The sequence below is a fragment of the Massilia sp. 01N417 genome (assembly GCF_056399645.1).
The window spans coordinates 22,266-46,460 of the sequence record NZ_JBFTRS010000034.1; the positions used below are offsets into that span (position 1 = coordinate 22,266).

A 24,195-nucleotide genomic window follows, 5' to 3' on the forward strand; every position below is an offset into this window, starting at 1 on the left:
ACGCAGTAAGAGAAACGAGGAGACCCATATGACCCGCATCAAGCCCCTCTCTGCCGCCCTGCTGGCAGCCTTCATCGCCACCGCCGGCGGCAGCGCCCTCGCCGCTCCCGACCTGAAAGTCGCCCTCATCGCCGGCAAGACCGGCGCCCTGGAATCCTATGCCAAGGAGACCGAGACCGGCTTCATGATGGGCCTCGAGTACCTGACCGGCGGGAAGATGGAAATCAACGGCCGCAAGATCAAGGTGATCGTCAAGGACGACCAGGGCAAGCCGGACCTCGGCCGCACGCTGCTGGCCGAAGCCTACGGCGACGACAAGGCCGACATCGCGGTCGGCACCACCTCGTCCGGCTCGGCGCTGGCGATGCTGCCGGTGGCCAAGGAATACAAGAAGGTGCTGATCGTCGAGCCGGCGGTGGCCGACGAGATCACCGGCGCCAAGTGGAACAAGTACATCTTCCGCACCGCGCGCAACTCGATGCAGGACGCGCTGGCCGCCGCCTCGACGCTGAAGAGCGGCAGCGTGGCCTTCCTGGCCCAGGACTATGCCTTCGGCCGCGACGCCATCAAGGCCGGCAAGGAAGCCCTGGCCGCCACCGGCAGCAAGGCCAAGGTCGTGCACGAGGAATACGCGCCGGCGGCCTCGACCGACTTCACCGCGCCCACCCAGCGCCTGTTCGACGCCCTCAAGGACCAGCCGCAGCCGCGCGTGCTGGCCATCGTCTGGGCCGGCCCGAACCCGCTGAACAAGATCGCCGACATGAAGCCGGAGCGCTACGGCATCAACCTGGCCCCGGGCGGCAACATCCTGCCGGTGATGAAGACCTGGAAGGCCTACGCCGGCACCGAAGGCACCATCTATTACTACTACGGCTTCCCGAAGAACAAGATGAACGACTGGCTGGTGGCCGAGCACACCAAGCGCTTCAAGGCACCGCCCGACATGTTCACGGCGGGCGGCATGGCGGCGGCCGGCGCGGTCTATGCGGCGCTGTCGAAGGTGCCGAACGCGAACGGCGACCAGCTGGCGGCGGCGATGGAGGGCATGTCCTTCGAGACACCGAAGGGCAGCATGACCTTCCGCAAGGAAGACCACCAGGCCCTGCAGCCGATGTACCACTTCCGCATCAAGAAGGACCAGAAGAACGAGTGGGACCTGCTGGAGCTGGTGCGCGAGATCCCCGCCAGCGAACTGCCGCTGCCGGTGCGGAACAAGCGCTGACATGGCGGACCAGGAACGACAGGCGCAGCCCTCCCTCGCGACCCGCGACCTGACGATCCGCTTCGGCGGCCACGTCGCGGTGAACGGGGTGACGGCGGCGTTCCATCCCGGCACCCTGACCGTGATCGTCGGTCCCAACGGCGCCGGCAAGACCACCTACTTCAACCTGATCTCCGGCCAGCTGGCGGCGACCTCCGGCAGCGTGCACGTGGCAGGCCGCGACGTGACCCGCTACAAGGCGGCGCAGCGCACCCGCCTCGGCGTCGGCCGCGCGTTCCAGCTGACGAACCTGTTTCCCCACCTGACGGTGCTGGAGAACGTGCGCCTGGCGGTACAGAGCCGCGCCGGCATCGGCCTCAACATGTTCTCGGTCTGGTTCGGCCACAAGGAGATCATCGCGCGCGCCGAGCACTACCTCGAGCGCGTGTCGATGATCGCCAAACGCGACCTGCCGGTCGGCACCCTGCCCCACGGCGACCAGCGCAAGCTCGAAGTGGCGATCCTGCTGGCGCTGGAACCGCAGATCCTGATGTTCGACGAGCCGACCGCCGGCATGAGCGTGGACGAGGTGCCGGTGGTGCTCGACCTGATCCACCAGGTCAAGGCCGAGCGCAACAGGACCGTGCTGCTGGTCGAGCACAAGATGAACGTGGTGCGTTCGCTGGCCGACCGCATCATCGTGCTGCACAACGGCACCCTGGTCGCGGACGGCGAGCCGCGCGAAGTCATGCAATCGAAAATCGTACAGGAAGCCTATCTTGGAACTCCGGAACATGTCTGAGCCGATCCTGACCCTGTCCGGCGTGCACACCCACATCGGCCAGTACCACATCCTGCAGGGCGTCGACCTGGTGGTGCCGCGCGGCGGCCTGGCGGTCCTGCTGGGCCGCAATGGCGCCGGCAAGACCACTACCCTGCGCACCATCATGGGCCTGTGGAAGGCCAGCGCCGGCAGCATCGTCTTCGACGGCCGCGACATCACGAAGATGCCGACCCCGGACATCGCGCGCGCCGGCATCGCCTACGTCCCCGAGAGCATGGCCGTGTTTTCCGAACTGACGGTGCGCGAGAACCTCTACCTGGCGGCCCGCAACGGCCCGCTGGATGAGGCGCGCGTCGACTGGATCTGCGGCTTCTTCCCGGCCCTGAAGAAATTCTGGAACTACCCGGCCGGCAACCTGTCCGGCGGCCAGAAGCAGATGGTGGCGATCGCCCGCGCGATCGTCGAGCCGAGGAAGCTGCTGCTGGTGGACGAACCGACCAAGGGCCTGGCCCCGGCCATCGTGCAGAGCCTGATGATGGCTTTCCGCGAGCTGAAGGACACCAACACCACCATCCTGCTGGTCGAGCAGAACTTCAATTTCGTTCGCAGCCTCGGCGATACCGTCAGCGTGATGGACGACGGCCGCGTCGCCCACGCCGGCCTGATGCACGACCTGGTCGACGACGAGGCGCTGCAGCAGCGCCTGCTCGGCCTCTCACTGGATTCCCATCAATGAGCGCAACCCTCCCCATTCCCCAAACCCAGGCGGAAGCCCCGCTGCCGGCGGCCAGGCGCGACCTCGCGCCCCTGCTGCTGGTCCCGGCGCTGGCCCTGGCCGTGCTGCCCTTCGTCTCCCTGCCGACCTGGCTCACCCTGACCGTGGCCGGCCTCGCCATGGGCATGATGATCTTCATCATGGCCAGCGGCCTGACCCTCGTGTTCGGCCTGATGAGCGTGCTGAACTTCGGCCACGGCGCCTTCGTCTCGGTCGGCGCCTTCAGTGCCACCATGGTGCTGCTGCCGATGCGCGGCTGGCTCGAAGCCGATTCCCTGCTCGCCAACCTCGGCGTACTGGGCCTGGCCGTGCTGGTCGCGATGCTGGTGACGGCCCTGATCGGCTGGGCCTTCGAACGCATCGTCATCATGCCGGTCTACGGCCAGCATTTGAAACAGATCCTGATCACCATGGGCGGCATGATCGTGTCCGAGCAGCTGATCAACGTGATCTGGGGCGCCGAGCAGATTCCGCTGCCCCTGCCCGCCACCCTGCGCGGCGCCATCTTCATCGGCGACGCCGCGATCGAGAAGTACCGCCTGCTGGCGGTGGTGGTCGGCCTGGTCGTCTTTGCCGCGATGTTCCTGACCTTGAACCGCACCAAGATCGGCCTGCTGATCCGCGCCGGCGTCGAGAACGGCGAGATGGTCGAAGCCATGGGCTACCGCATCCGCCGCCTGTTCGTCGGCGTGTTCGCCGCCGGTTCGGCGCTGGCCGGCCTGGGCGGCGTGATGTGGGGCCTGTACAAGGAAACCCTGGTGGCCAGCATGGGCAGCGAAGTCATGATCATGGTCTTCATCGTCGTCATCATCGGCGGCCTGGGCTCGGTGGGCGGCTGCTTCATCGGCTCCCTGCTGATGGCCCTGCTGGCCAACTATGCCGGCTTCCTGGCGCCCAAGGTGGCGCTGGTGTCCAATATCGTGCTGATGATCGCCATCCTGCTGTGGCGTCCGGCCGGCCTGTATTCGAAATCGCGAGGCTGAGCATGCTGATCAAACTCCTCGGTTCATTCTTCTCCGGCGACCTGCCGCGCAGCCGCGCCCTGACCGCCCTCCTGCTCCTGACCCTGCTGGGGCTGCTGCTGGCGCCCTTCCTGTTCAGCGGCGCGCGGCCGCTGAACACCGCGGCGACCATCTGCGTCTACATCGTGCTGGTGGCCTCCTACGACCTGCTGCTGGGCTATACCGGGATCGTCTCCTTCGCCCATACCATGTTCTACGGCATCGGCGCCTACGGCGTCGGCATCGCCCTGGCCAGCGTCGAGGAGCCCAGCTGGGGCATCGTCTTCGCCGGCATCGCCCTGGCCCTGCTGCTGACCGTCGTGCTGGCCTTCGTGATCGGCCTGTTCGCGCTGCGCGTGCGCGCCATCTTCTATGCCATGATCACGCTGGCGGTAGCGTCCTCGTTCGCGGTGCTGGCGTCCCAGCTGTCCGACTTCACGGGCGGCGAGGACGGCCGCACCTTCAGCGTGCCCGAGCTGCTGTCGCCCGGCTTCACCCTGGTCGAGAACGAGGTCTTCGGGCGCGCGATCGACGGCAAGCTGATCACCTACTACATCGTGTTCTTCGGCTGCCTGATCCTCTTCCTGTTCCTGCTGCGCCTGGTGAATTCGCCCTTCGGCCGCGTGCTGCAGGCAATCCGCGAGAACGAGTTCCGCGCCGAGGCGCTGGGCTACCGCACCGTGGTCTATCGCATCTGGGCCAATGTGCTGGCCGCCGTCGTGGCCGCGCTGGCCGGCGCCCTGATGGCGCTGTGGCTGCGCTATGTCGGACCGAAGACGTCGCTCGGCTTCGAGGTGATGACCGACATCCTGCTGATCGTCGTGATCGGCGGCATGGGCACCATGTACGGCGCGGTGGTCGGCGCCGCCCTCTTCATCGTCGCGCAGAACTACCTGAAGACCCTGATGGGCCAGGCCTCGGAGGCACTGTCCGGCCTGCCGATGCTGGCCGCCGCCCTGCATCCCGACCGCTGGATGCTGTGGCTGGGCGTGCTGTTCATCCTCTCGATCTACTTCTTCCCGATCGGCATTGTCGGCAAGCTGCGGTCCCGCCGCAAATAACAGGTCGCCCCGCAGCCAGTACGTCGTCCCCGCGCTGTTCCCGTCGTCCCCGCGCCGTTCCCCGTCATCCCCACGCCGTTCCCCGTCATCCCCGCGAAAGCGGGGATCCAGTCCCACTCCACGCCCCCTTCCAGCCAGCACGGCAGTACTTCCAAAGTCCAGTCCGCACCTTGGTTGGATATCAAAGCCTGTTGTCATCTCGATCATATGATGAGTTCAGCATGGCCTCGTCGATCAGCCAGCGCGAGCGGTTCACCATCCTACTGGCTAACAAGAAAGGGCTTTCAATGAAACCCGTCAACAGTGTTTTTGCTGCAGCGGCCTTCTCGCTGGCCGCGATCGGCGCCCCGGCCGCGCAGGCGGAAGGGGTCGAAGTACTCACGGAAGGATTCGGCAATGTCGCCGGCCTGAGCGGATGGGTCCAGCTCAACAACAGCCTGCCGGCGGCGGGCGATGGCTGGTTCCAGGGCAATACCGCCATCTTCTCCGCCCAGGCCGGCGCCGCCGACGCCTATGCCGCCGCCAACTTCCTCGGCGCAGCCAACGGCATGGGGACGGTCGACAACTGGCTGATCACCCCGACCCTGAACCTGTCGGGCAGCACGGTGCTGGACTTCAGCACCCGCTACTCTGCCGACCCCGGCTTCAACGACCTGCTCGAAGTGCGCTTCTCGTCCGGCCCGGGCCTGGATCCGGCCGGCTTCACCACCATCCTCGCCACCGTCGGCGGGCATGCCGACTACCCCGCCGAGTGGCAGCAGTTCAGCGCCACGCTGGACGCCAGCGGCACCGGGCGCTTCGCCTTCCGCTACCATGGACCGGCCGACACCCTGAGCTACGTGGGCCTGGATTCGGTCAGGGTGGTGACCGCGGTGCCCGAGCCGTCCGCCTGGGCGATGCTGGGCGCCGGCCTCGGCCTGCTCGGCCTGCGCCGCCGACAATCGCAAGCCTGACCGGAGGATGCCATGTCCAGACAGAAGATGATGACCCTGAGCATGCTGGCCGCGCTGTGCGTGCTGGCGTCGCTCGCCATGCACGCCAAGGCCGCCGGCCAGCAGCAGAAGCAGGAGCGGCAGGGCCAGCGCGACCGCCAGGAAGGCATGGTGGTGGTGCGCGATCCCCAGACCGGCAAGATGCGTGCGCCGACGCCGGAAGAACTGCGCGCCCTGCGCGCCAAGGCGCCGCCCTCGGCCGCCGCGCTGAGCGGCACGCCGCAGCAGAACCAGGCCCTGACGCGGCGCGACGGCGCGCGCGGGGTGCGCCTGGGCGAGAAGAACCTGGTCTACGAGGTCGTCACGCGCGGCCTGGACGGCAAGCTGAGCAGCCAGTGCGTGCAGGGCGATGCCGCCGCCGAAGACGCCCTGCACCATGCCGCCAACGCCGAGCACAAGGAGCACAGCCATGAAGCCCGCTGACAAGCCGAACGGCAACCCGCGCCTGCAGCAGGCCGCCGGCGCCGCCGTCGCCACCATCGCCCTGGTCCTGGCGCTGGCCATCGGCGCCGTCACCAGCGCCCATGCGGCCGCCAACATCGTGATCGTCAACCTGAACGATCCCGGCGTCGGCTTCAACGACCCGACCCCGGCCACCCCGGTCGGCGGCAATCCCGGCACCACCCTGGGCCAGCAGCGCCTGTATGCCTTCCAGAACGCCGCCGCCATCTGGGGCTCGACCCTGAGCAGCAACGTCACGATCCGCATCGGCGCTTCCTTCGTGCCGCTGTCCTGCACCGCCACCAGCGCCGTGCTGGGCTCCGCCGGCGCCAACGAGATCTGGAGCGACTTCCCGAACGCGCCGCGCGCCAACACCTGGTATCCGAGCGCCCTGGCCAGCAAGCTGGCCGGCGAAGACGTCGCCACACCGGGCCAGCCGCACATCATCGCGCGCTTCAATTCGCGCCTGGGCCTGTTTTCGGATTGCCTGCCCGGCTCCGGCTTCTACCTCGGCCTGGACCGCAACTTCGGCGACCAGATCGACCTCGTCACCGTGCTGCTGCACGAGTTCGCCCACGGCCTGGGCTTCCAGACCTTCACCGACGACGAGACCGGCCAGGAGATCATGGACATCCCCTCGGTCTGGGACTACTACCTGCTGAACAACCAGACCAACCGCAGCTGGGTCGAGAGCACCGCCGCCGAGCGCGCCCAGTCGGCCGTGACCTGGCGCGGACTGTCCTGGAACGGCCCGCGCGTGACCGCCGCCGTGCCCCAGGTGCTGGCGCCGATGTCGAACCTGGCGGTGTCCGGTAACGCCGCCGGCCAGGCCGCCGGCAACTACGAGGTCGGCGACGCCTCCTTCGGCCCGCCGCTGGCGAATCCGCCGGTGAGCGGCCAACTGATGCCGGTGGTCGACCAGGGCGACGGCAACGGCCTGGCCTGCACGCCGCTGAGCGCGCTGAACGCGCTGGCGGTACGCGGCAACATGGCCCTCGTCGACCGCGGCGGCTGCGACTTCGTCACCAAGGCGAAGAACGTGCAGAACGCCGGCGCGATCGGCATGGTGGTGGCGGACAACCAACCGGGCGACGTCGCCGGCATGAGCGGCAACGATCCGACCATCGCCATCCCCTCGGTGCGCATCACCCAGGCCAACGGGGTGTCGATCAAGGCCAGCCTGCAGCGCCGCTCGCGCACCCAGTCGGGCGTGGTCGCCAGCCTGGGCATCAACCAGAACCGGCTGGCCGGCACCGATGCGCAGGGACGGATCCTGATGTACACGCCGACCATCTACTCGCCCGGCTCGACGGTGTCGCACTACACCACCGAGGCCAAGCCGAACCAGCTGATGGAACCGTCGATCAACGACGACCTGACGCATGAGGTGACGCCGCCGCGCGATTTGACCTATCCGCTGCTGCAGGATATTGGCTGGTGATGAGCGGCTGGTGAAAAGCACGCCACCCCGGGTGTTGTATTGATGTGTGATTCCGGTAATTATTTATAAGTTGTTGTAAAATTGCTCGGAATCAACATTATCTAAAAATACAAACCTGGGGGGCGGCAATGTGGCGGTATCTGAAAATCTTCCTGGTCGCTGTCGTCGTGATCGCAGTCGCGAAAACCTTCATCCACGACAGGCAGGGCAAGCGGGCCGATGTGGAAATACCCCAGCTCGTGGCCAAGCAGCAGGCCATGCTGCCGGTGAAGATCAGTGAGCAGATCGAGCTGACCGACGTTTCCTACGAAAACAGGACGCTGCACTACGACGCCAGGTCCAGCACCTGGTTCGAACGCTCGCCGGAAGAAGCCCAGTCGGTCGAGCAAAGCCTCAAGACGAAGTATTGCAAGGACATGACGGCCTTCGTGAACGCCGGCGTCTCGGTCGAATTCGAGATCAAGATCCCGCCGAAGACGCTCAACGACCACACCAGCACCACCCAGGTCGCGCTGCACCCGGGCGACTGCCGTTAAAGGAGTGGGGATAAAAAAAGCCGGGCAAGCCCGGCTTTGTTTTTTCAGCGAACACTTCGATTACTTCGCCTGTGCGTCGTAGGTCTTCACGCCGTTGAGGATCTCGGCCTTGGCGCCTTCCGGGCCTTCCCAGCCTTCGACCTTGACCCACTTGCCCTTTTCCAGGTCCTTGTAGTGCTCGAAGAAGTGCTGGATCTGGCGCAGGGTCAGTTCCGGCACGTCTTCGTGGGTCTTGATGTTGGCGTACAGCGGCGCCAGCTTCTCGACCGGCACGGCCAGGACCTTCGAGTCACCGCCGGCTTCGTCGGTCATCTTCAGCACGCCCAGCGCGCGGCAACGCACCACCACGCCCGGAATCAGCGGGAACGGGGTGATCACCAGCACGTCGCACGGGTCGCCGTCGTCGGCGATGGTGTTCGGAACGTAGCCGTAGTTGCACGGATAGTGCATCGCGGTGCCCATGAAGCGGTCGACGAAGATCGCGCCGGATTCCTTGTCCACTTCGTATTTGACCGGGTCGCCGTTCATCGGGATTTCGATGACGACATTGAAATCGTTCGGCACGTCGCGGCCGGCGTTGACGTTGTTCAGGCTCATGCTTGTCCTTGCTTGGTTGCTGTAGGAATAATAAAGGAGGCCATTATAGCGAATCGGCCTGGGCTTGTGCGCCGCACAAGCCCGAGCGGACGCGGCTTACAGCACGGTCGCCAGCGCGCACTGGCGGAAATGGCGGCTCGCCTCTTCCTGCTGGCCGAGGGCTTCGTGCAGTTGAGCAAGCTTCAGATGGGCTTCGCGCACGTGTTCCGGATTGGTCGCATCGACCAGCGCATTCTCCAGGTAGCGCTGGGCCTTGCCCCACAGCTTCTGGCGCAGGCACAGCGCGCCCAGGGTCAGGGCCAGTTCGGGGTCGCCCGGGTGTTCGCGCAGCCAGCCCTCGCACTTCTCGATCTGGGCCAGCAGCGTGGCCGAGCCTTCCGGGCCGGCGGCTTCGCGGTAGGCGCGCACCACGCGCTCGTCCCACTCGGCCGTCAAGGCGTTCTCGACGATCAGGCGCGCTTCGTCATGCAGGCCGCGCGCATTGAAGGCGCTAGCGGCGCGCGCCGCGATATACGGCTTGCAGCGGTCCGCGCCCGGCACCGTCGACCACAGGCGGCGCAGCGATTCGGCATCGTGGCCGCCTTCCGACAGCAGGGCCTCGTAGGCCATCTCGCGCAGGCGGCTCGACAGCGCCGGATGCAGGGCGTTGCGCTTGTCCAGGGTACGCACCAGGCGCAGCACCTCGGGCCAGTTGCGCGCCTGCTGGTTGGCCTTCATCGCCCACTGCAGGGCGTGGATGTGGCGCTGGCCGCTGGCGTTCAGCTCGGCCACGGCTTCCAGCGCGCCTTCCGGCTTGTGCTCGTCGACCAGCAGTTCGGTCACCGTCATCAGGCGCGCGGTCTTGAGCGACTGGTCGTGCACGATGCCGGCCAGCCAGGCGTCGCGACGCGCCGGCTCGCGCATGCGGTGGGCGGCGCGGGCGCCGATCAGGGCCGCCAGGCCGGCGTTCTCGGGCAGTTCGGCGGCGCGCTTGGCGGCCTTTTCGGCGTGGCCGAAGCGGCCCTCGAACAGGGCTTTCAGGGCTTCGCGCAGGCCGCGGTTGGCTTCGCGCTCGCGCTTGCGCTGGCGGTACTCGGCCACGCGCTCGGGCATGCCGAGGGTGGCGCGCACCGCGCGCAGCAGCACGTAGAGCACCAGGAACAGCAGCGCCGCCAGCACCACGAACAGGTTCAGCGACAGGTCGATCCGGTGCGGCGGGTAGAAGAACACCACGTTGCCGGGGTTGAAGCGGGCGGTCACGGCGATGCCGATCGCCGCCGCCATCAGGGCGACTAACCAGAGGAGCAAGCGCATCGTCAGCTCCTCATGGTTTCGATTTGTAGTTGCGCACCGCGTTCAGGCTCTCCGACAGGTCCGGCACCTCGATGGTGACGTTGTTGGCCTGGACCTGGCGCAGCAGCCCCTGCACCGACTGGGTCGAGCGCGCCTTGGTGTCGAAATACCGCGCCAGGGTTTCCTGGGCGCTGCCGATGTCGTCGCGGAAGGTGCCTTCGTTGCGCGACAGCAGGGCCAGGCGCGCGTTCAGCAGGCGCAGCTTGAGGTTCTCGCGCACGAAATAGGCCTCGCCCGGCGACAGCATCAGCGCCTCCGGATGGTCGACGGTGCGCACGCGGATCAGCTGGCGCATGTCGTCCCACATCTCCTGGCTCCAGTTGCGCCAGGTGCCGATCATGCGGCGGCCCAGCGACATTTCTTCGGCCGGGACCGCATTCGCACCGGCCGCCGCGCCGGCCGCCGGCTTTGCCGCCTTCGCCGGCGGATTCACGCGGGTCTGCGCGATCGGCTCGGCCGGCTTCTCGTCGGCCAGCAGCGGCAGGTTGTCGATCTGCGAGATCACATTGTCGAGGCGCAGGGCGATGCCGGCCTGGTCGACCTGGGGCAGCGCCTTCAGCTTGTCGATGTCGCGCGCGATCGCGCGGCGGATCGTGATGAACTGCGGCTTGTCGGAGCGCGACAGCGAGCGGTCGGCATTCTGCAGCGCGATCAGGGCGCCCTGCACGTTGCCGGCCAGTTGCAGCTGCTGGCTGGCGGTCGACAGCACCTGCTCGATCTCGGACAGCGCCCATTCGTCGCGGTTCTTCGAGATGTCCTGGTACATCTGCTCGAGCGCGGCCTGCTGGCTGGCCGACTCGGCCTGGCGGCTTTCCAGCACGCCGACCTTGACCTGCAGCTCCTTGGCCGTCTCCTGGGTGTCGCGGACCAGCTGGGACGTCTCGGCGTTGGCGGCGTTATCCTTCTGCAGGGTCTTGGCGACGTCTTCGCGCAGCTTGTTGAAGCGGCTGTGGGTCGACCAGGTCTGCATTCCCAGCAGCAGGGCCAGCACGATGATGGCGACGTTCTGCGGCTTGTTCAGCAGCCCGCCCACGCGGGGGCCTTCCGGCACGCGCGGTTCGGCGGGCGAAGGCGCGATATAGGTCTCCGGGACCACCTGGCCGCCCTTGCTCGGTTGTTCGGGATGTTTGGGCAATTCGTTCATGCTTGTGATTGTAACGCGGCAAGGAGGCGTTCGTCTCCGGAACCGGTCAGGACCAGGTGCTCGAAACCGAGCGCGAGCGCCGTCTCATGGATGCGCGCATGCGGCACGATCAGGCGCTGGCGCCGCAGCCGCTGCGGGGATTCGCCCATGCGCTCGACCAGGGATACCAGTCCGCGCAGGGCTTCCGAACTCGTGATTATCCAGTCGTTCGGCGCGGCCAGCAAGCCGGACAGCTGTTCGGCCAGCGCCGGGCCCAGCTCGGGCACCGTGCGACGGTAGGCCGTCACCGTCTCGACCGTGGCGCCCGCGTCGCGCAGCGCGGCCGGCATCAGCTCGCGCCCGCCGTCGCCGCGTACCACCAGCACGCGGCGGCCGGCCAGCGCCTGCAGGTCGAGTGCCTGCAGCAGGTGTTCGGAATCGCTGTGGGCCGGGTCTGCCGGGCAATGCACGCGCACGCCGGCATCCGGCACGCCGTACCTGGCCAGCGCCGCGCGGCTGCCTTCGCCGACCACGCCGATGTCGACGCCCTCGGGCCAGCGTTCGATGTGGGTAAAGGCGGCGTCGATCGCGTTCGGCGAGACGAACACCACCAGCGCATACGCGTCCAGGCCGGCCAGCACCCGGCGCAGCCCGCCCTGCTCCGTTTCAGGGAGCGGCGAGATCTCCAGCAGCGGCAGCAGCACCGGCCTGCGGCCGAGGGCGGCCACGGCGCGCGCCAGCGGCTCGGCCTGCTGGCGGGGACGGGTGATGACGACCGCGCCGGTCATCAGGGTGCGGCCGACTCGGCCCTGCACTCGGCCAGGATGGCGTCGGCGTCCTGCTCGCGCAGGCGGTCCGATACCTGCTGGCCCAGCTGTTCCGGGGCATCCGCCGGACCGTGGCTTTCGGCGAAGGCGCTGCGGCGGCCGTCCGGGGTCGCGACCATGGCGCGCAGGTGCAGGGTGCCGCCGTCGACGCTGGCGTGGGCCGCCAGCGGGATCTGGCAGCTGGCGCCGAACACGCGCGAGACCTTGCGTTCGGCGGCCACGGCGCGCGCGGTAGCGTCGTGGTTCAGCGGCGCCAGCAGTGCGCGCAGGTCGACGCCGTCGCCGCGTTCGGCGGACGCGATCTCGATCGCCATCGCCCCCTGGCCGGCGGCCGGCAGGCTTTCGTCCAGCGGCAGACAGGCGCGGATGCGGCTTTCCAGGCCCAGGCGCTTGAGGCCGGCGGCGGCCAGGATGATGGCGGCGTAGTCGCCGCGGTCGAGCTTGCCGAGGCGGGTATCGAGGTTGCCGCGCAGCGGCTTGATCACCAGCTGCGGATAGCGCGCCGCGATCAGGGCCTGGCGGCGCAGGCTGCTGGTGCCGACCACGCTGCCGGCCGGCAGTCCGTCCAGGCTGGCGTAGTCGTTCGAGACGAAGGCGTCACGCGGATCCTCGCGTTCGAGCACGGCGGCCAGCTCGAAGCCTTCCGGCAATTCCATCGGTACGTCCTTCAGCGAGTGCACCGCCAGGTCGGCCCGGCCTTCAATCATCGCCACCTCGAGTTCCTTCACGAACAAGCCCTTGCCGCCGACCTTGGACAGGGTGCGGTCGAGGATCTGGTCGCCGCGGGTGGTCATGCCGAGAATGTCGATTTGGCAATGCGGATATAATGCCGCGAGGCGGTCGCGCACGTGCGTGGCCTGCCACATGGCCAGCCGGCTCTCGCGGGATGCGATAATGAGGCGGGTTGGAACGCGCTGCGTCGTGTCGTTATTAGCGTTCAAAACAATTTCTTTCACTGTCGTTGTGCCAGGATCGGCCGACGCCGGTTGGCGGCATGCCTGCAACCACAAATTCTAGCATGCGGCCCCTTGCAGAACCGTGGCAACCGCCATGGCATCGTTGTACATCCGTGCCCCAATGGGACCCCGATCATTCAACCTGTGCTCGATAATGAACAAAGCTGCAAACCTTGATCCCCAAGCCGATCCGCAAACCGCCGCCCCTGTCCAGGCCGGCGACAAGGACGCGCCGCTGAAAGAAGACATCCGCCTGCTCGGCCGCCTGCTGGGCGACGTGCTGCGCAACCAGGAGGGCGAAGCGGTGTTCGACGTCGTCGAGACCATTCGCCAGACCGCCGTGCGCTTCCGCCGCGAAGACGATCCGCAGGCCGGCGAAGAACTCACTACCCTGCTGAAGAAGCTCACGCGCGAAGAGACCAATTCGGTGGTGCGCGCGTTCTCGTACTTCTCGCACCTGGCCAACATCGCCGAAGACCAGCACCACGTGCGCCGCCGCCGCGCCCACCAGCTGGCCGGATCGAAGGCCCAGCCGGCCAGCGTGGCCTATGCGCTGGCGCGCCTGCAGGATGCCGGCGTCGGGCGCGAGCAGGTGAAGGAATTCCTGCGCGAAGCCCTGATTTCGCCGGTGCTGACCGCCCACCCGACCGAGGTGCAGCGCAAGTCCATCCTCGACGCCGAACACGACATCGCCCGCCTGCTGGCCGAACGCGACCTGCCGCTGACGCCGAAGGAGCGCGCCCACAACCTGATGCTGCTGCAGGCGCGCGTGGCGACGCTGTGGCAGACCCGCATGCTGCGCTACGAAAAGCTGACCGTGGCCGACGAGATCGAGAACGCCCTGTCCTACTACCGTACGACTTTCCTGCGCGAGCTGCCGGCCATGTACGACGACATCGAGGACGAGCTGCAGGCGGAGCTGGGCGACGCCACCTACCTGCAGATGGGCAGCTGGATCGGCGGCGACCGCGACGGCAACCCGAACGTCAACGCCGGCACCATGCAGCGCGCCCTGGTGCGCCACGCCACCACCATCTTCGACTTCTACCTCGACGAAGTGCATGCGCTGGGCGCCGAACTGTCGACCTCGACCCTGCTGGTACCGGCCGACGCCGCCCTCGAAGCCCTGGCGGCAGCCTCGCCGGACACCTCGCCGCACCGCGCCGACGAACCCTACCGGCGCGCCCTGATCGGCATCTATGCGCGCCTGGCCTCCACCGCCCGGCTGCTGGGCGCCACCAATCCGCTGCGCAAGGAAGTCGGCCATGCCGACCCTTACGGCGGCCCGGCCGAGCTGCAGGCCGAGCTGCAGGTGCTGGCCGATTCGCTGGCCAACAACCACGGCGCCATCCTGGTCAAGCCGCGCCTGGCCGGCCTGCTGCGCGCGGTCGCCATCTTCGGCTTCCACCTGGCCTCGCTGGACATGCGCCAGAGTTCGGACATCCACGAGCGCGTGCTGGCCGAGCTGTTCAAGGGCGCCGGCGTCGAAGCCAATTACGCCGGCCTCGACGAAGCCGCCAAGGTGAAGCTGCTGCTGGCCGAGATCGCCCACCCGCGCCTGCTCACCACGCCCTACGCCGAGTATTCGGACGAGACCCAGTCCGAGCTGGGCGTGCTGCGCGCGGCGCGCGAGATCCGCCAGCGCTACGGCTCGCGCGCGATCCGCAACTACATCATCTCGCACACCGAAACCGTGTCCGACCTGCTCGAAGTACTGCTGCTGCAGAAGGAGACCGGCCTGCTGCGCCCTGGCGAGAAGGAATGCGACGTGATGGTGATCCCGCTGTTCGAGACCATCCCCGACCTGCAGCGCGCCAGCGAAATCATGGCCGAGTGGATGGCGCTGCCGATCGTGAAGGAGCTGATCGAACAGCAGGGCCGGCTGCAGGAAGTCATGCTGGGCTATTCGGACTCGAACAAGGACGGCGGCTTCCTGACCTCGAACTGGGAGCTCTACCAGGCCGAGCTGAAGCTGGTGAAGGTGTTCGAGCAGGCCGGCGTCAAGCTGCGCCTGTTCCACGGCCGCGGCGGCACCGTCGGCCGCGGCGGCGGTCCGAGCTACGATGCCATCCTGGCCCAGCCGCCGGGCACCGTGAACGGCCAGATCCGCCTGACCGAACAGGGCGAGATCATCTCCTCGAAATTCTCGAACCCGGAGATCGGCCGCCGCAACCTCGAGCTGCTGGTGGCCGCCACGCTGGAAGCCGGCCTGATGCCGCATGGCGTCGACCCGCTGCAGGTGGCGCGCCTGGCCGAATACGAAAAGGTGATGGCCGAGCTGTCGGAACGGGCGTATCGCGCCTACCGCAACCTGGTGTACGAGACCCCGGGCTTCACGGACTACTTCTTCGCCGCCACGCCGATCGCCGAGATCGCGGAACTGAACCTCGGATCGCGTCCGGCCTCGCGCAAGTCGACCCGCCGCATCGAAGACCTGCGCGCGATCCCCTGGGGCTTCTCCTGGGGCCAGTGCCGCCTGCTGCTGCCGGGCTGGTACGGCTTCGGCGCCGCCATCTCCGGCTGGCTCGGCGAAGATGACGCCAAGCGCGAAGAACGCCTGGCGCTGCTGCAGGAGATGTTCAGGCAATGGCCCTTCTTCGCGACGCTGCTGTCGAACATGGACATGGTGCTGGCCAAGACCGACCTGCCGATCGCCGGTCGCTACGCCGAACTGGTGCCGGACGTCGAGCTGCGCGAACGCATCTTCAAGCGCATCGCGGCGGAGTACGGCGAGACCCTGCGCTGCCTGGAACAGGTGACCGGCAACGCGGAACGCCTGGCCTCGAACCCGCTGCTGGCAAGGTCGATCCAGAACCGCTTCGCCTACCTGGATCCGCTGAACCACCTGCAGGTCGAGCTGATCCAGCGCCACCGGGCGCTATCGCAGGATCCGGAGCAGATCGATGTGCGGGTGCATCGGGGGATTCACCTGTCGATCAATGGTGTTGCGGCTGGTTTGCGCAACACCGGTTAAGCCCGTTCGCTTAAAAAGCGTCGTTCCCGCGCAGGCGGGAATCCAAGTTCGTCGAGTAGCCACAAAAGTCAACTTGGGTCCCCGCCTTCGCGGGGACGACGGGACATCGTCCAATACCTGCTCACGCACCCATGTGCTTGATTCCGTGACATAGATCACAAGCCCAATCGTCAAACGTGGGGAAATGGACTCCCTGCGCCCACAAGCGGCGCTGCCCTCTGGAGCCATCCATGAACGACAGCCGCAATTATTACGTCACCCTACTTTGCGTGACCGTCTTCGTCGCGCTGCTGTACCAAATCGTCAAAGGCTGGGATACGCTGGATTTCGTGCTGCGCGCCCTCTTCAGCAGTGCGCTCATGGTGCTTGCCCGGCGCAACGGACTCGTCGTGAGCAAGAACTTCAGCGGCCCGGGCGCAGGCTACCGCCTTGCCCTGCACGCCGTGTGCTGGGCGGTGGCCGCAGCCGTCCTGGTCGTCGGTTTCAGCCTGGTCCACTGAGGGTGGCCCCGCTCAGTTTGCCTTGCGGCCGGCCTGATCCGGATAGAGCGCGTCGATGGTCTTGATGATCTGCCTGCTCTGGTCGATATACGCCTGGTAGCGCTCGTAGAGCTGGGGACTGGACTGCATCTGGCCCACCAGGCGCTTGGCCTTCGGCGCGGTCAGGAAGCGGTAATGCGCCATGTCGTCGTCGGCCTCCAGCTTGTCGTCGCGGTAGTCGCGCAGCTTGCGCTGGCGGGTCAGCCAGCCGCCCTCCGAGGTCTGGATCTGTGGCAGCAGCGACTGGTAGAGGCTGAGGATGGCGGCCAGCAGCTTCTGGTCCTCGATATTCGTCAGCTTGCCGCTCATCAGGAAGCCGTCGTAGCGGCTCCTGGTCGGGATGAAGAACCAGTTGCTGTCGAAACCGGCGTAGGCGGTCCGGAATTTCGCCCAGTCCGGCTGCTTGTCCGGATCGAGGCTGGCCAGGTAGGCGTAGTTCGCATCGAAGCCGCGGTAGCCTTCCTTGATGCTGGCGAGCGAGGCGGCATCCTCGGCCAGGTCGCTCTTCAGGCCGAGCAGGAAGGTTCTCACCTCCTGCTGCTGGTGATGGTGCTCGCTCAGGCCATGCAGCCAGATACTCATGCTGACGGCAAACACGATGATCGCGATCTCGACGGCGATTTCGCGGATCCGGTGCGAGACCTTGTGTTCCTTCTTCGTCATCAGGTGGATGACGTTCTTGCCGTGCTTGGCGACTTCCAGCTCTGCCATGGCTTGCCTGTGCAAATGTTAAGTTAAAAATATCCTAGCATGCCAGATTGCAAGATGGCAATTTGCTCACACCACAGGTGGGGGAAAGCCGGCGGACAGCGTCCGCAAGCGGACACCCGGCCCTAGAATCGCGTCCATCCCACTCCGCGAACACGCCTGAAGGACCGACCATGCAACCGACTCCGATGCATCTTGCCGCCACCATCCTCGCCTTTTCGCTGGCCGTGTCCGCCTGGGCCGGCACGCCCGACGAACACGTCGTGCTGACCCCTGCCCTGGTCCAGAAGGTCAAGGCGGCCAGCCGCGATATCGGCAAGATCGGGCAGGCCGAGGCCGAAGACAAGGATGACGACAGGCACCGCCAGGACGGCATGCTGCCGGTCGAGTACTTCATCCGTTCGATCGAGGCGAAGCCGGGCGTGAAGGCCAAGCTGGCGAAACAGGGGCTGGCGCCGAAGGAATTCGGCCTGTCGTATTACGCCCTGGTGCATGGCGCCATGTACCTGGCGATGGAGCCGGCGCTGGACAAGAAGGGCGCGGCCGACACGATGGCGAAATTCACGAAGGAGCAGCAGGCGAATATCGCGCTGCTGCGCAAGCTCGGGCCGGCGGCCTACACCCTGGACTAGGAAGGCCCCGCCTTACCTGCGCAGCGACAGCCCGAAAGCCAGGCTCAGGTCCGGACTGCGGCGGTCGAGTCCATGGACCAGCGAGACGTCGAGCTGGCAATCCTTGTTCACCAGGTAGACGAGGCCGGCGTCGACGCTGGCCTGGGTGCCTCCATGCCTGGCGCTGGCGATCTGGGTCGCCGCCGCTTCGACGAAGCCGCGCAGGCGCTCGCTGAATTCCCGGCCCAGGTTGGCGGCCAGCAGGCCGTAGCCGTAGCGCCGGCCCTGGTCGTCGCTGTCGGTGGCCAGGCCCGGCATCAGGCTGAAGGTGGTGCCCTGCGCCAGGTCCCAGTCGGCCGCCAGGCGCAGCGAGGGCCGCAGGCCATGGCCGCGCAGCTCGCGGCTGCCGCTCGGCAGCTCGGCATGCAGCAGCAGGCCCAGCGAAGGCCGGCTCGCCAGGCCTTCGCCTTGCGCATCGGCCAGGTGCCACTTGATGCCGAGCGCGGTATCGGCATAGCCGGCCACGGTCGTGTGCACGCCGCTGGACGGCTCGCTGGCGTGGACCACGGTGCGGCCATCGGTCTCGATGCGCAGCTCGCTGCTCTCGCCCAGGCCGATGCGCAGCAGGGTCGGCGTGCTCAAGGTGCGGGTATGGAGGTCGTCGTCGCGCTGGCGGTCCCACTGCAGGCTGGTCTCGAGCTGGACGCGGCCCTTGCCGACGATCTGGCTGGATTCTGCAAACCCGGGCCGGTCGGTGGAGATCGCATCGCCATCATCGGCGCGCGCGCCAGCGGCGGCCAGGCCGCAGAGGATGGCGGCCGCCAGCGGAAGTAGTCGTCGGTTCGTCATGCGCCCTATTCTAGCGTGCCAGATGGTCCTGCGGCGCCAGCGCCGCGGCCGCCGTTCGTGTGAAAAAAAAGCCCCGGCGGACCGGGGCTTTTCATGATGAAGCGCGAGGCTTACTGATTCTGCAGGAAAGTCTTCAGCTTGTCCGAACGCGAAGGCTGGCGCAGCTTGCTCATCGCCTTGGCTTCGATCTGGCGGATACGCTCGCGGGTCACGTCGAACTGCTTGCCGACTTCTTCCAGCGTGTGGTCGTTCGACATCTCGACGCCGTAGCGCATGCGCAGCACCTTGGCTTCGCGCGGGGTCAGCGAGTCCAGCACTTCCTTGATCACGCCGCGCATCGAGGCGTGCATCGCCGCTTCCAGCGGGGCCAGGGTCGCGTTGTCCTCGATGAAGTCGCCCAACTGGGAATCGCCGTCCTCGCCCATCGGGGTTTCCATCGAAATCGGCTCTTTCGCGATCTTCATGATCTCGCGCACCTTCGATTCCGGCATCTCCATCTTGGCCGCCAGGGTCGCCATGTCCGGCTCGCTGCCGGTTTCCTGCATGATCTGGCGCGAGATGCGGTTCATCTTGTTGATGGTCTCGATCATGTGCACCGGCACGCGGATGGTGCGGGCCATGTCGGCGATCGAACGGGTGATCGCCTGGCGGATCCACCAGGTCGCGTAGGTCGAGAATTTATAACCGCGGCGGTATTCGAACTTGTCGACCGCCTTCAGCAGGCCGATATTGCCTTCCTGGATCAGGTCGAGGAATTGCAGGCCGCGGTTGATGTACTTCTTCGCGATCGAGATCACCAGGCGCAGGTTGGCCACCGTCATTTCGCGCTTCGCGGTGCGAGCGCGCTTTTCGCCGGCCGCCATCTGCTTGTTGATCTTGCGGAGGTCGGCCAGCGGCAGCGCCACGCGCGCCTGCAGGTCGATCATGCGGCGCTGCAGTTCCATGATGGCCGGCGCGTTACGCGACAGCACGGCGCTGTACGGATAGGCGCAATCGACTTCGCGCTGCACCCATTCGAGGTCCGTCTCGTTGCCCGGGAAGACCTTGATGAAGTGGGCGCGCGGCATGCCGCAGCGGTTCACGCAGATGTCCAGCACGGCGCGCTCGATCGAACGCACTTCGTCCATCTGGCCGCGCAGGGTGTCGCACAGCTTTTCGACGATCTTGGCGGTGAAGCGGATGCCCAGCAGTTCGGTCGAGATCACGTCCTGGGCCGCGATGTACTGCAGCGAACCGTAGCCGTGGGTCTTGAAGGCGTGGCCCATCTTGTCGAACTGCTTCTCGATGATGGAGAACTTGTCCAGCGCGGTCTTCTTCAGCGCGGCCAGCTGCTCGGCCGAGTAGCCGGCGGCGGCGCTGCCGGAGGTAGCGCCTTCTTCCTCTTCCTCGTCTTCCAGCTCTTCCTCGTCGTCCTCGTCCGACGATGCGCTGGCCGGCGCGGCGGCCGGGGCGCCTTCGTCCGGCGCCATCAGGCCGTCGACGACGTCATCGATCTTCAGCTCGTCGCTGGCGATCTTGTGCGACAGGGCGATGATTTCCGAGATCGTCACCGGGCAGGCGGAAATTGCCTGCACCATGTCCTTCAGGCCTTCCTCGATGCGCTTGGCGATCGCGATCTCGCCTTCGCGGGTCAGCAGCGAGACGGCGCCCATCTCGCGCATGTACATGCGGACCGGGTCGGTGGTGCGGCCGAAGTCGGAGTCGACGGTCGACAGCGCGGTCGCCGCGGCGGCCTCGACTTCGTCTTCGCTGGTCGGGGTCACGACGGCATCGGACAGCAGCATCATCTCCGCTTCCGGGGCGCGCTCGTAGACGGCGATGCCCATATCGTTGAAGGTGGCGATGATGCCTTCGATCGCTTCCGGATCGATGATGTTTTCCGGCAGGTGGTCGTTGATCTCCGCATGGGTCAGGTAGCCGCGCTCCTTGCCCATGTTGATCAGGTTCTTCAGCTGGGTGCGGCGCTTTTCCAGCTCCTCGCCCGAGAAGCCCTGCTCGGCGCCCAGCATGGCCGGGATGCCCTTGGCCTTGCGCTCGCGCAGCTTGGACGCCGCCTTCATTTCGGCGCGCTCGACCGCGTTCAGCGCGGCGATCTCGTCGTTCTCCGGCACGAACTCGCTCGGCTTGCGGCCGCGGCGGCCCGGCACCTTCACCTGCGGCAGCAGATAGCCCGAGGTATCGATCGCGGCCAGCGCGGCGGCGTCGGTGGTGGTGCTGACGGTTCCGGTCGGCGCGGCGGCGGGCGACGCCGACGGGTCGATGCGGCGGGTGCGGGTGCGGACCACGCGCGGGGCCGGCGCAGGTTCGGCAGCAAGCGCAGCGACCGGTGCGGCGGCGGCCGGTGCTGCGGCCGGAGCTTCGGTGGCGGTTTCGGCGGCTTTCAGGGCGGCCAGCTTCGAGGTGCGCTTGCGCACGATCACCGGCGGCGCGGCCGGGGCGGTCGGCATCGGGATCATATCGGCTTCGTCGGCGGCGACCGCGGCAACCGGGGCGGCCATGGGTGCTGCTTCCGGTGCGGCGTCGTGCACGGTCTCGGCGACGATCTCGGCGGCGGCCTCACCTTCGGCGACGGCTTCCGCGGCGGCGGACCGTTCGAACTGCTCCGGCTGGAGTTGCGCGGCCTCGACTTCGGCGGGGGCGCTGGCGGCGGCCGATTGCTCGGCCTGGGCCGCTTTCAGCGAGGCCAGGCGGGAACGCGTCTTGACCACCGTGACCTTGGCCGCCGGACCGCCGGCCGCCGCTTCCGTTTCGAGGAAGTAGGAGGTCGCGGTTTTCGGCACGGACAGCTGGGCCGTGCTCTTCGCCGGCGCCTTTTTCGCTGTCAGTGTCAATGTCTTGGCGGTGTTTTTCATGATTAACATTCTCCAGTCGAGGCGGGATGCGCGCCTGCGAAGTCAATAAGCCACCTGGTCCGCTTGCGGACCTCGGGCGAGGAATAACGGGATGGCCCTAACTAAGGGCAGACGGGCCGGATATCAAGCACTTCACACTGCGCTTGCCGGCGGACGCGGGACGCGGCCTGAACTGGCGGCATCGGAACGCGCGGACGGAGGGCAAGAGCAGCTCGGAAAATGGTTGAAATCGCGGTTTAGCATGTCGGAACGAAAAAAAGCCCGTCAAGGAACGGGCTTGAGCTATTTTCCCAAGGGAGAAATAGAGGAGACAGGCATATTATGCACCAAGGAAATATTCAGCGATAATTGAAATATCCGATAATGGATATAACGAATCCGCATATTGGCGCTGCGTTCTCCGACCCCTGGCCGGTCTGCGTCGGCGCAAGCCGTGCGCAAGCAAAGGGGCGGATCATACACGATTTCTTGCTGCCGCGCCCGCCGCACGCGAAGRAAATCACGGTCTGCCGGCAGCGTCGACGAACCCTTACACGGCTCAGCGGTACATCTGGCGCCTTGCCATGCTATCCTTCCGCTTCCTGTTCTTACCATGAAGTCAATGAATACGATTAGTAACGTCGCCGAATCCCCCGAGGCCAACGAAAACAACGCTGCCGACACCACGCCGGCCACTGCAGCGCCGGCCGCTGCAGCGCCGACCGCCGGGACGCCGGCCGCGGATTCTCCGCGCGCCCTGCTCAAGCAGCTGCAGCAGCAGTTCGAAGCGTTCCGCAACTGCCTGCCGCTCGAGATCGGCATCGACAAGCAGCTGCTGGCCCGCATGCCCAGCCTGAACCGCAAGCTGATGCGCGCCGCGCTCGGCATCCATACCGGTTCGATGCGCTACCTGCGCGCGATGGAAAAGGCCACGGTGCGCTACGACCTGGACGGCAAGCCGGGCGCCGAGGTGACGGACACCCATCGCCAGCACGCCAAGGAACTGCTGCAGCAGCGCTTCAAGAAGGAAGCCGACCGCAAGAAGGCCGAGCGCGAAGCGGCGGCCCAGCAAGAGGCGGAGCGCAAGCGTCAGGAAAAGCTGCAACAGCTGGCGTCGAAGTTCTCGCGCAAATGAGCAGGTAAAACTGATCATATGAGCGAAACCATCCCGGCCGCCGGCGACGAGCTGCCGTCCTACCTGGGCATCGCGCTGGCGGACGTGCAGCTGGTGCGTTCGAGCGAGGATGCCCAGGCTGCGCTTGCCGCCCTGCTGGCCGCGGATGCGATCGGCTTCGACACCGAGTCGAAGCCGACGTTCCAGAAAGGCGAAGTGTCGACCGGGCCGCACCTGGTGCAGCTCGCGGACGACCGCCACGCCTGGCTGTTCCAGACCGGTTCGTCCACCCCGCCGCACCTGGTCGAGGTGCTGCGCGACGTGCTGGAATCGCCGGCGATCCTGAAGGTCGGCTTCGGCCTCGGCGACGACCTGCGCCGCCTGCGCGCCAAGCTCGGCATCGACACCCGCAACGTGATCGACCTCGCCACCGCCCTGCGTTCGGTCCAGCCCCGCGATCGCAACGCCTGGGGCGCGAAGACCGCGGTCGCGCGCTTCTTCGGCAAGCGGCTGCAGAAGTCGCGCCGCATCACCACCACCAACTGGGCGCTGCCGCGCCTGTCCGAACAGCAGATCCAGTACGCGGCCGACGATGCCCATGTCGCCCTGCGCATCTACCGCCACTGGCGCGAACACTTCCCGGCCGCCGCCGAGAGCGCCGCCGGCAACGCCGCCCGGCTGGCTGCACGTGCCGTTGCGCAAGCCGAGGCCCACGCGCAAGCCCAGGCCAGCGCCTGACCCCGCCGGGCCGCCGGTCCGGTCCGGGCCGGCGGCCTATAATCGCGGCATGAAGCATTTCGTCCCTCTCCTGCTCGCGGCATCGCTGCTGCAAGGCTGCGCCCCTTCCGGCACCGACGCCGCCACCGGCCAGCGCATTTTCCAGCAATGCGCCTCCTGCCACCAGGTCGGCCCCAACGCCCACGGCGGCTTCGGCCCCCAGCTGAACGGCCTGTTCGGCCGCCGCGCCGGCTCCACCGCCGACTACGCCTATTCCGAGGCGATGAAGAACGCCGGCATCGTCTGGAACGAACAGACCCTGGCCGCCTTCCTGCGCGACCCCGGCAAGGTGGTGCCCGGCACGAAGATGCGCTTCTGGGGCATCAGCGACGCCAACCAGATCCTCGCGCTGCAGGCCTATTTGCGCAGCTACCAGGATGTTCGCTAGCTGTGATGTTTCAATAGGTTGTTCTGGTTCATTCGGATTGGATTTGAGAAACTGGAAATCGCCAAACCCCCAGTTCTCAAGAAGACCAACCGAATGAACATCCATAAGAATGCCCGATTGACCTTCATCCGTCGAGTCGAAATGGTCGAAGACGTCCTCAAAGGTGGGCTGGTGGCCGCTCAAGCCGCCCAGTTGTATGGCGTCAGTAGCGCCACAGTTCGCAAGTGGGTTGGCCGTTTTCTGGCCGAAGGACGCACTGCGCTGGTCGACCGGTCGTCCCGTCCAGCTTGCAGCCCACGTGCCATCGACGCAGCAAAAGCGCTGACCATCGTGGAGC

24 protein-coding genes are annotated in these 24,195 nt (G+C 66.8%); 16 read left to right on the top strand and 8 right to left on the bottom strand.

Annotation, left to right across the window (positions count from 1 at the left end):
• Window positions 1-28: 28 nt before the first annotated feature.
• The 9 genes from AC1DOQ_RS25670 to AC1DOQ_RS25710 all read left to right on the top strand — a co-directional run bounded on the left by AC1DOQ_RS25670 (window position 29) and on the right by AC1DOQ_RS25710 (window position 8,232).
• Window positions 29-1,222, top strand: coding sequence for a substrate-binding domain-containing protein (locus AC1DOQ_RS25670; protein ID WP_477370816.1), 1,194 nt, complete (start codon window positions 29-31; stop codon window positions 1,220-1,222).
• A 1-nt stretch (window position 1,223) separates the two neighbouring features.
• A complete protein-coding gene (locus tag AC1DOQ_RS25675; protein WP_477370819.1) occupies window positions 1,224-2,003 on the top strand; it encodes an ABC transporter ATP-binding protein in 780 nt (259 codons plus the stop codon).
• Complete coding sequence (locus AC1DOQ_RS25680) at window positions 1,996-2,721, top strand: ABC transporter ATP-binding protein (RefSeq protein ID WP_477370822.1); 726 nt, start codon at window positions 1,996-1,998, stop codon at window positions 2,719-2,721. Before AC1DOQ_RS25675 ends, AC1DOQ_RS25680 begins: the two co-directional genes overlap by 8 nt.
• On the top strand, window positions 2,718-3,743 hold the full coding sequence (locus AC1DOQ_RS25685; protein WP_477370824.1) for a branched-chain amino acid ABC transporter permease: 1,026 nt from the start codon (window positions 2,718-2,720) through the stop codon (window positions 3,741-3,743). Before AC1DOQ_RS25680 ends, AC1DOQ_RS25685 begins: the two co-directional genes overlap by 4 nt.
• A 5-nt stretch (window positions 3,744-3,748) precedes the next feature.
• Window positions 3,749-4,822: a branched-chain amino acid ABC transporter permease gene (locus AC1DOQ_RS25690; RefSeq protein WP_477370878.1), complete on the top strand. Its 1,074-nt coding sequence runs from the start codon at window positions 3,749-3,751 to the stop codon at window positions 4,820-4,822.
• A 287-nt stretch (window positions 4,823-5,109) separates the two neighbouring features.
• Window positions 5,110-5,775 carry a choice-of-anchor J domain-containing protein gene (locus AC1DOQ_RS25695; protein ID WP_477370827.1) on the top strand — a complete coding sequence of 222 codons (666 nt, stop codon included), beginning with the start codon at window positions 5,110-5,112 and terminating at the stop codon, window positions 5,773-5,775.
• 12 nt (window positions 5,776-5,787) lie between these two features.
• On the top strand, window positions 5,788-6,237 hold the full coding sequence (locus AC1DOQ_RS25700; RefSeq protein ID WP_477370830.1) for a post-PEP-CTERM-1 domain-containing protein: 450 nt from the start codon (window positions 5,788-5,790) through the stop codon (window positions 6,235-6,237).
• Window positions 6,224-7,696, top strand: a complete 1,473-nt coding sequence (locus tag AC1DOQ_RS25705; RefSeq protein WP_477370833.1) for a PA domain-containing protein — start codon at window positions 6,224-6,226, stop codon at window positions 7,694-7,696. The genes AC1DOQ_RS25700 and AC1DOQ_RS25705 overlap by 14 nt, the downstream gene beginning before the upstream one ends.
• Window positions 7,697-7,824: 128 nt before the next feature.
• Entirely contained in the window at window positions 7,825-8,232 is a 408-nt protein-coding gene (locus tag AC1DOQ_RS25710) for a hypothetical protein (protein ID WP_477370836.1), read from the top strand.
• Window positions 8,233-8,292: 60 nt separating this feature from the next.
• Here the strand turns inward: AC1DOQ_RS25710 and ppa are convergent, their stop codons facing one another.
• The 5 genes from ppa to hemC form a co-directional block, all read right to left on the bottom strand.
• The gene (ppa, locus tag AC1DOQ_RS25715; RefSeq protein WP_442123090.1) at window positions 8,293-8,829 is read right to left on the bottom strand and encodes an inorganic diphosphatase; all 537 of its coding nucleotides are present in this window, start codon (window positions 8,827-8,829) and stop codon (window positions 8,293-8,295) included.
• Window positions 8,830-8,925: 96 nt separating this feature from the next.
• Window positions 8,926-10,122 (bottom strand): heme biosynthesis HemY N-terminal domain-containing protein, encoded by a 1,197-nt coding sequence (locus AC1DOQ_RS25720; protein ID WP_477370839.1) that lies wholly within the window; start codon window positions 10,120-10,122, stop codon window positions 8,926-8,928.
• Window positions 10,123-10,132: 10 nt separating this feature from the next.
• Entirely contained in the window at window positions 10,133-11,305 is a 1,173-nt protein-coding gene (locus tag AC1DOQ_RS25725; RefSeq protein WP_477370842.1) for a uroporphyrinogen-III C-methyltransferase, read from the bottom strand.
• On the bottom strand, window positions 11,302-12,072 hold the full coding sequence (locus tag AC1DOQ_RS25730; RefSeq protein WP_477370880.1) for a uroporphyrinogen-III synthase: 771 nt from the start codon (window positions 12,070-12,072) through the stop codon (window positions 11,302-11,304). The genes AC1DOQ_RS25725 and AC1DOQ_RS25730 overlap by 4 nt, the downstream gene beginning before the upstream one ends.
• A complete protein-coding gene (hemC, locus tag AC1DOQ_RS25735) occupies window positions 12,072-13,052 on the bottom strand; it encodes a hydroxymethylbilane synthase (protein WP_477370845.1) in 981 nt (326 codons plus the stop codon). Before hemC ends, AC1DOQ_RS25730 begins: the two co-directional genes overlap by 1 nt.
• 169 nt (window positions 13,053-13,221) lie before the next feature.
• On the opposite strand from hemC, the gene ppc reads away from it, so the two are divergent.
• Both ppc and AC1DOQ_RS25745 read left to right on the top strand, forming a co-directional pair.
• Entirely contained in the window at window positions 13,222-16,041 is a 2,820-nt protein-coding gene (gene ppc, locus AC1DOQ_RS25740; protein WP_477370848.1) for a phosphoenolpyruvate carboxylase, read from the top strand.
• A gap of 230 nt (window positions 16,042-16,271) precedes the next feature.
• Window positions 16,272-16,541: a hypothetical protein gene (locus tag AC1DOQ_RS25745; protein WP_477370851.1), complete on the top strand. Its 270-nt coding sequence runs from the start codon at window positions 16,272-16,274 to the stop codon at window positions 16,539-16,541.
• 12 nt (window positions 16,542-16,553) lie between these two features.
• On the opposite strand, the gene AC1DOQ_RS25750 is transcribed toward AC1DOQ_RS25745, so the two are convergent.
• The gene (locus AC1DOQ_RS25750; RefSeq protein ID WP_477370854.1) at window positions 16,554-17,291 is read right to left on the bottom strand and encodes a hypothetical protein; all 738 of its coding nucleotides are present in this window, start codon (window positions 17,289-17,291) and stop codon (window positions 16,554-16,556) included.
• A 170-nt stretch (window positions 17,292-17,461) separates the two neighbouring features.
• On the opposite strand from AC1DOQ_RS25750, the gene AC1DOQ_RS25755 reads away from it, so the two are divergent.
• On the top strand, window positions 17,462-17,920 hold the full coding sequence (locus tag AC1DOQ_RS25755; RefSeq protein WP_477370857.1) for a hypothetical protein: 459 nt from the start codon (window positions 17,462-17,464) through the stop codon (window positions 17,918-17,920).
• Window positions 17,921-17,932: 12 nt separating this feature from the next.
• Here the strand turns inward: AC1DOQ_RS25755 and AC1DOQ_RS25760 are convergent, their stop codons facing one another.
• Together AC1DOQ_RS25760 and rpoD are read right to left on the bottom strand one after the other, a co-directional pair.
• On the bottom strand, window positions 17,933-18,748 hold the full coding sequence (locus AC1DOQ_RS25760) for a transporter (protein WP_477370860.1): 816 nt from the start codon (window positions 18,746-18,748) through the stop codon (window positions 17,933-17,935).
• 110 nt (window positions 18,749-18,858) lie between these two features.
• The gene (gene rpoD / locus AC1DOQ_RS25765; protein ID WP_477370863.1) at window positions 18,859-21,600 is read right to left on the bottom strand and encodes an RNA polymerase sigma factor RpoD; all 2,742 of its coding nucleotides are present in this window, start codon (window positions 21,598-21,600) and stop codon (window positions 18,859-18,861) included.
• Window positions 21,601-22,192: 592 nt separating this feature from the next.
• On the opposite strand from rpoD, the gene AC1DOQ_RS25770 reads away from it, so the two are divergent.
• From AC1DOQ_RS25770 to AC1DOQ_RS25785, 4 genes are all read left to right on the top strand, one after another.
• Window positions 22,193-22,714 carry a ProQ/FINO family protein gene (locus AC1DOQ_RS25770; RefSeq protein WP_477370866.1) on the top strand — a complete coding sequence of 174 codons (522 nt, stop codon included), beginning with the start codon at window positions 22,193-22,195 and terminating at the stop codon, window positions 22,712-22,714.
• A gap of 18 nt (window positions 22,715-22,732) precedes the next feature.
• The gene (locus tag AC1DOQ_RS25775) at window positions 22,733-23,431 is read left to right on the top strand and encodes a 3'-5' exonuclease (protein WP_477370869.1); all 699 of its coding nucleotides are present in this window, start codon (window positions 22,733-22,735) and stop codon (window positions 23,429-23,431) included.
• Window positions 23,432-23,480: 49 nt separating this feature from the next.
• On the top strand, window positions 23,481-23,858 hold the full coding sequence (locus AC1DOQ_RS25780; protein WP_477370872.1) for a c-type cytochrome: 378 nt from the start codon (window positions 23,481-23,483) through the stop codon (window positions 23,856-23,858).
• Window positions 23,859-23,951: 93 nt separating this feature from the next.
• Window positions 23,952-24,195: leucine zipper domain-containing protein (locus AC1DOQ_RS25785; RefSeq protein ID WP_477370875.1), on the top strand; the 244-nt coding region annotated here is incomplete at its 3' end.

What these genes read in the sequence shown, in the direction of transcription:
- ppa (WP_442123090.1), bottom strand. Translation starts at nt 8,829, where the DNA reads ATGAGCCTGAACAACGTCAACGCCGGCCGCGACGTGCCGAACGATTTC.
- AC1DOQ_RS25780 (WP_477370872.1), top strand. Translation starts at nt 23,481, where the DNA reads ATGAAGCATTTCGTCCCTCTCCTGCTCGCGGCATCGCTGCTGCAAGGC.
- AC1DOQ_RS25775 (WP_477370869.1), top strand. Translation starts at nt 22,733, where the DNA reads ATGAGCGAAACCATCCCGGCCGCCGGCGACGAGCTGCCGTCCTACCTG.
- AC1DOQ_RS25725 (WP_477370842.1), bottom strand. Translation starts at nt 11,305, where the DNA reads ATGAACGAATTGCCCAAACATCCCGAACAACCGAGCAAGGGCGGCCAG.
- AC1DOQ_RS25700 (WP_477370830.1), top strand. Translation starts at nt 5,788, where the DNA reads ATGTCCAGACAGAAGATGATGACCCTGAGCATGCTGGCCGCGCTGTGC.
- AC1DOQ_RS25685 (WP_477370824.1), top strand. Translation starts at nt 2,718, where the DNA reads ATGAGCGCAACCCTCCCCATTCCCCAAACCCAGGCGGAAGCCCCGCTG.
- ppc (WP_477370848.1), top strand. Translation starts at nt 13,222, where the DNA reads ATGAACAAAGCTGCAAACCTTGATCCCCAAGCCGATCCGCAAACCGCC.
- AC1DOQ_RS25770 (WP_477370866.1), top strand. Translation starts at nt 22,193, where the DNA reads ATGAAGTCAATGAATACGATTAGTAACGTCGCCGAATCCCCCGAGGCC.
- AC1DOQ_RS25705 (WP_477370833.1), top strand. Translation starts at nt 6,224, where the DNA reads ATGAAGCCCGCTGACAAGCCGAACGGCAACCCGCGCCTGCAGCAGGCC.
- AC1DOQ_RS25710 (WP_477370836.1), top strand. Translation starts at nt 7,825, where the DNA reads ATGTGGCGGTATCTGAAAATCTTCCTGGTCGCTGTCGTCGTGATCGCA.
- AC1DOQ_RS25730 (WP_477370880.1), bottom strand. Translation starts at nt 12,072, where the DNA reads ATGACCGGCGCGGTCGTCATCACCCGTCCCCGCCAGCAGGCCGAGCCG.
- AC1DOQ_RS25695 (WP_477370827.1), top strand. Translation starts at nt 5,110, where the DNA reads ATGAAACCCGTCAACAGTGTTTTTGCTGCAGCGGCCTTCTCGCTGGCC.
- AC1DOQ_RS25675 (WP_477370819.1), top strand. Translation starts at nt 1,224, where the DNA reads ATGGCGGACCAGGAACGACAGGCGCAGCCCTCCCTCGCGACCCGCGAC.
- AC1DOQ_RS25760 (WP_477370860.1), bottom strand. Translation starts at nt 18,748, where the DNA reads ATGACGAACCGACGACTACTTCCGCTGGCGGCCGCCATCCTCTGCGGC.
- rpoD (WP_477370863.1), bottom strand. Translation starts at nt 21,600, where the DNA reads ATGAAAAACACCGCCAAGACATTGACACTGACAGCGAAAAAGGCGCCG.
- AC1DOQ_RS25720 (WP_477370839.1), bottom strand. Translation starts at nt 10,122, where the DNA reads ATGCGCTTGCTCCTCTGGTTAGTCGCCCTGATGGCGGCGGCGATCGGC.
- AC1DOQ_RS25745 (WP_477370851.1), top strand. Translation starts at nt 16,272, where the DNA reads ATGAACGACAGCCGCAATTATTACGTCACCCTACTTTGCGTGACCGTC.
- AC1DOQ_RS25750 (WP_477370854.1), bottom strand. Translation starts at nt 17,291, where the DNA reads ATGGCAGAGCTGGAAGTCGCCAAGCACGGCAAGAACGTCATCCACCTG.
- AC1DOQ_RS25670 (WP_477370816.1), top strand. Translation starts at nt 29, where the DNA reads ATGACCCGCATCAAGCCCCTCTCTGCCGCCCTGCTGGCAGCCTTCATC.
- AC1DOQ_RS25680 (WP_477370822.1), top strand. Translation starts at nt 1,996, where the DNA reads ATGTCTGAGCCGATCCTGACCCTGTCCGGCGTGCACACCCACATCGGC.
- AC1DOQ_RS25755 (WP_477370857.1), top strand. Translation starts at nt 17,462, where the DNA reads ATGCAACCGACTCCGATGCATCTTGCCGCCACCATCCTCGCCTTTTCG.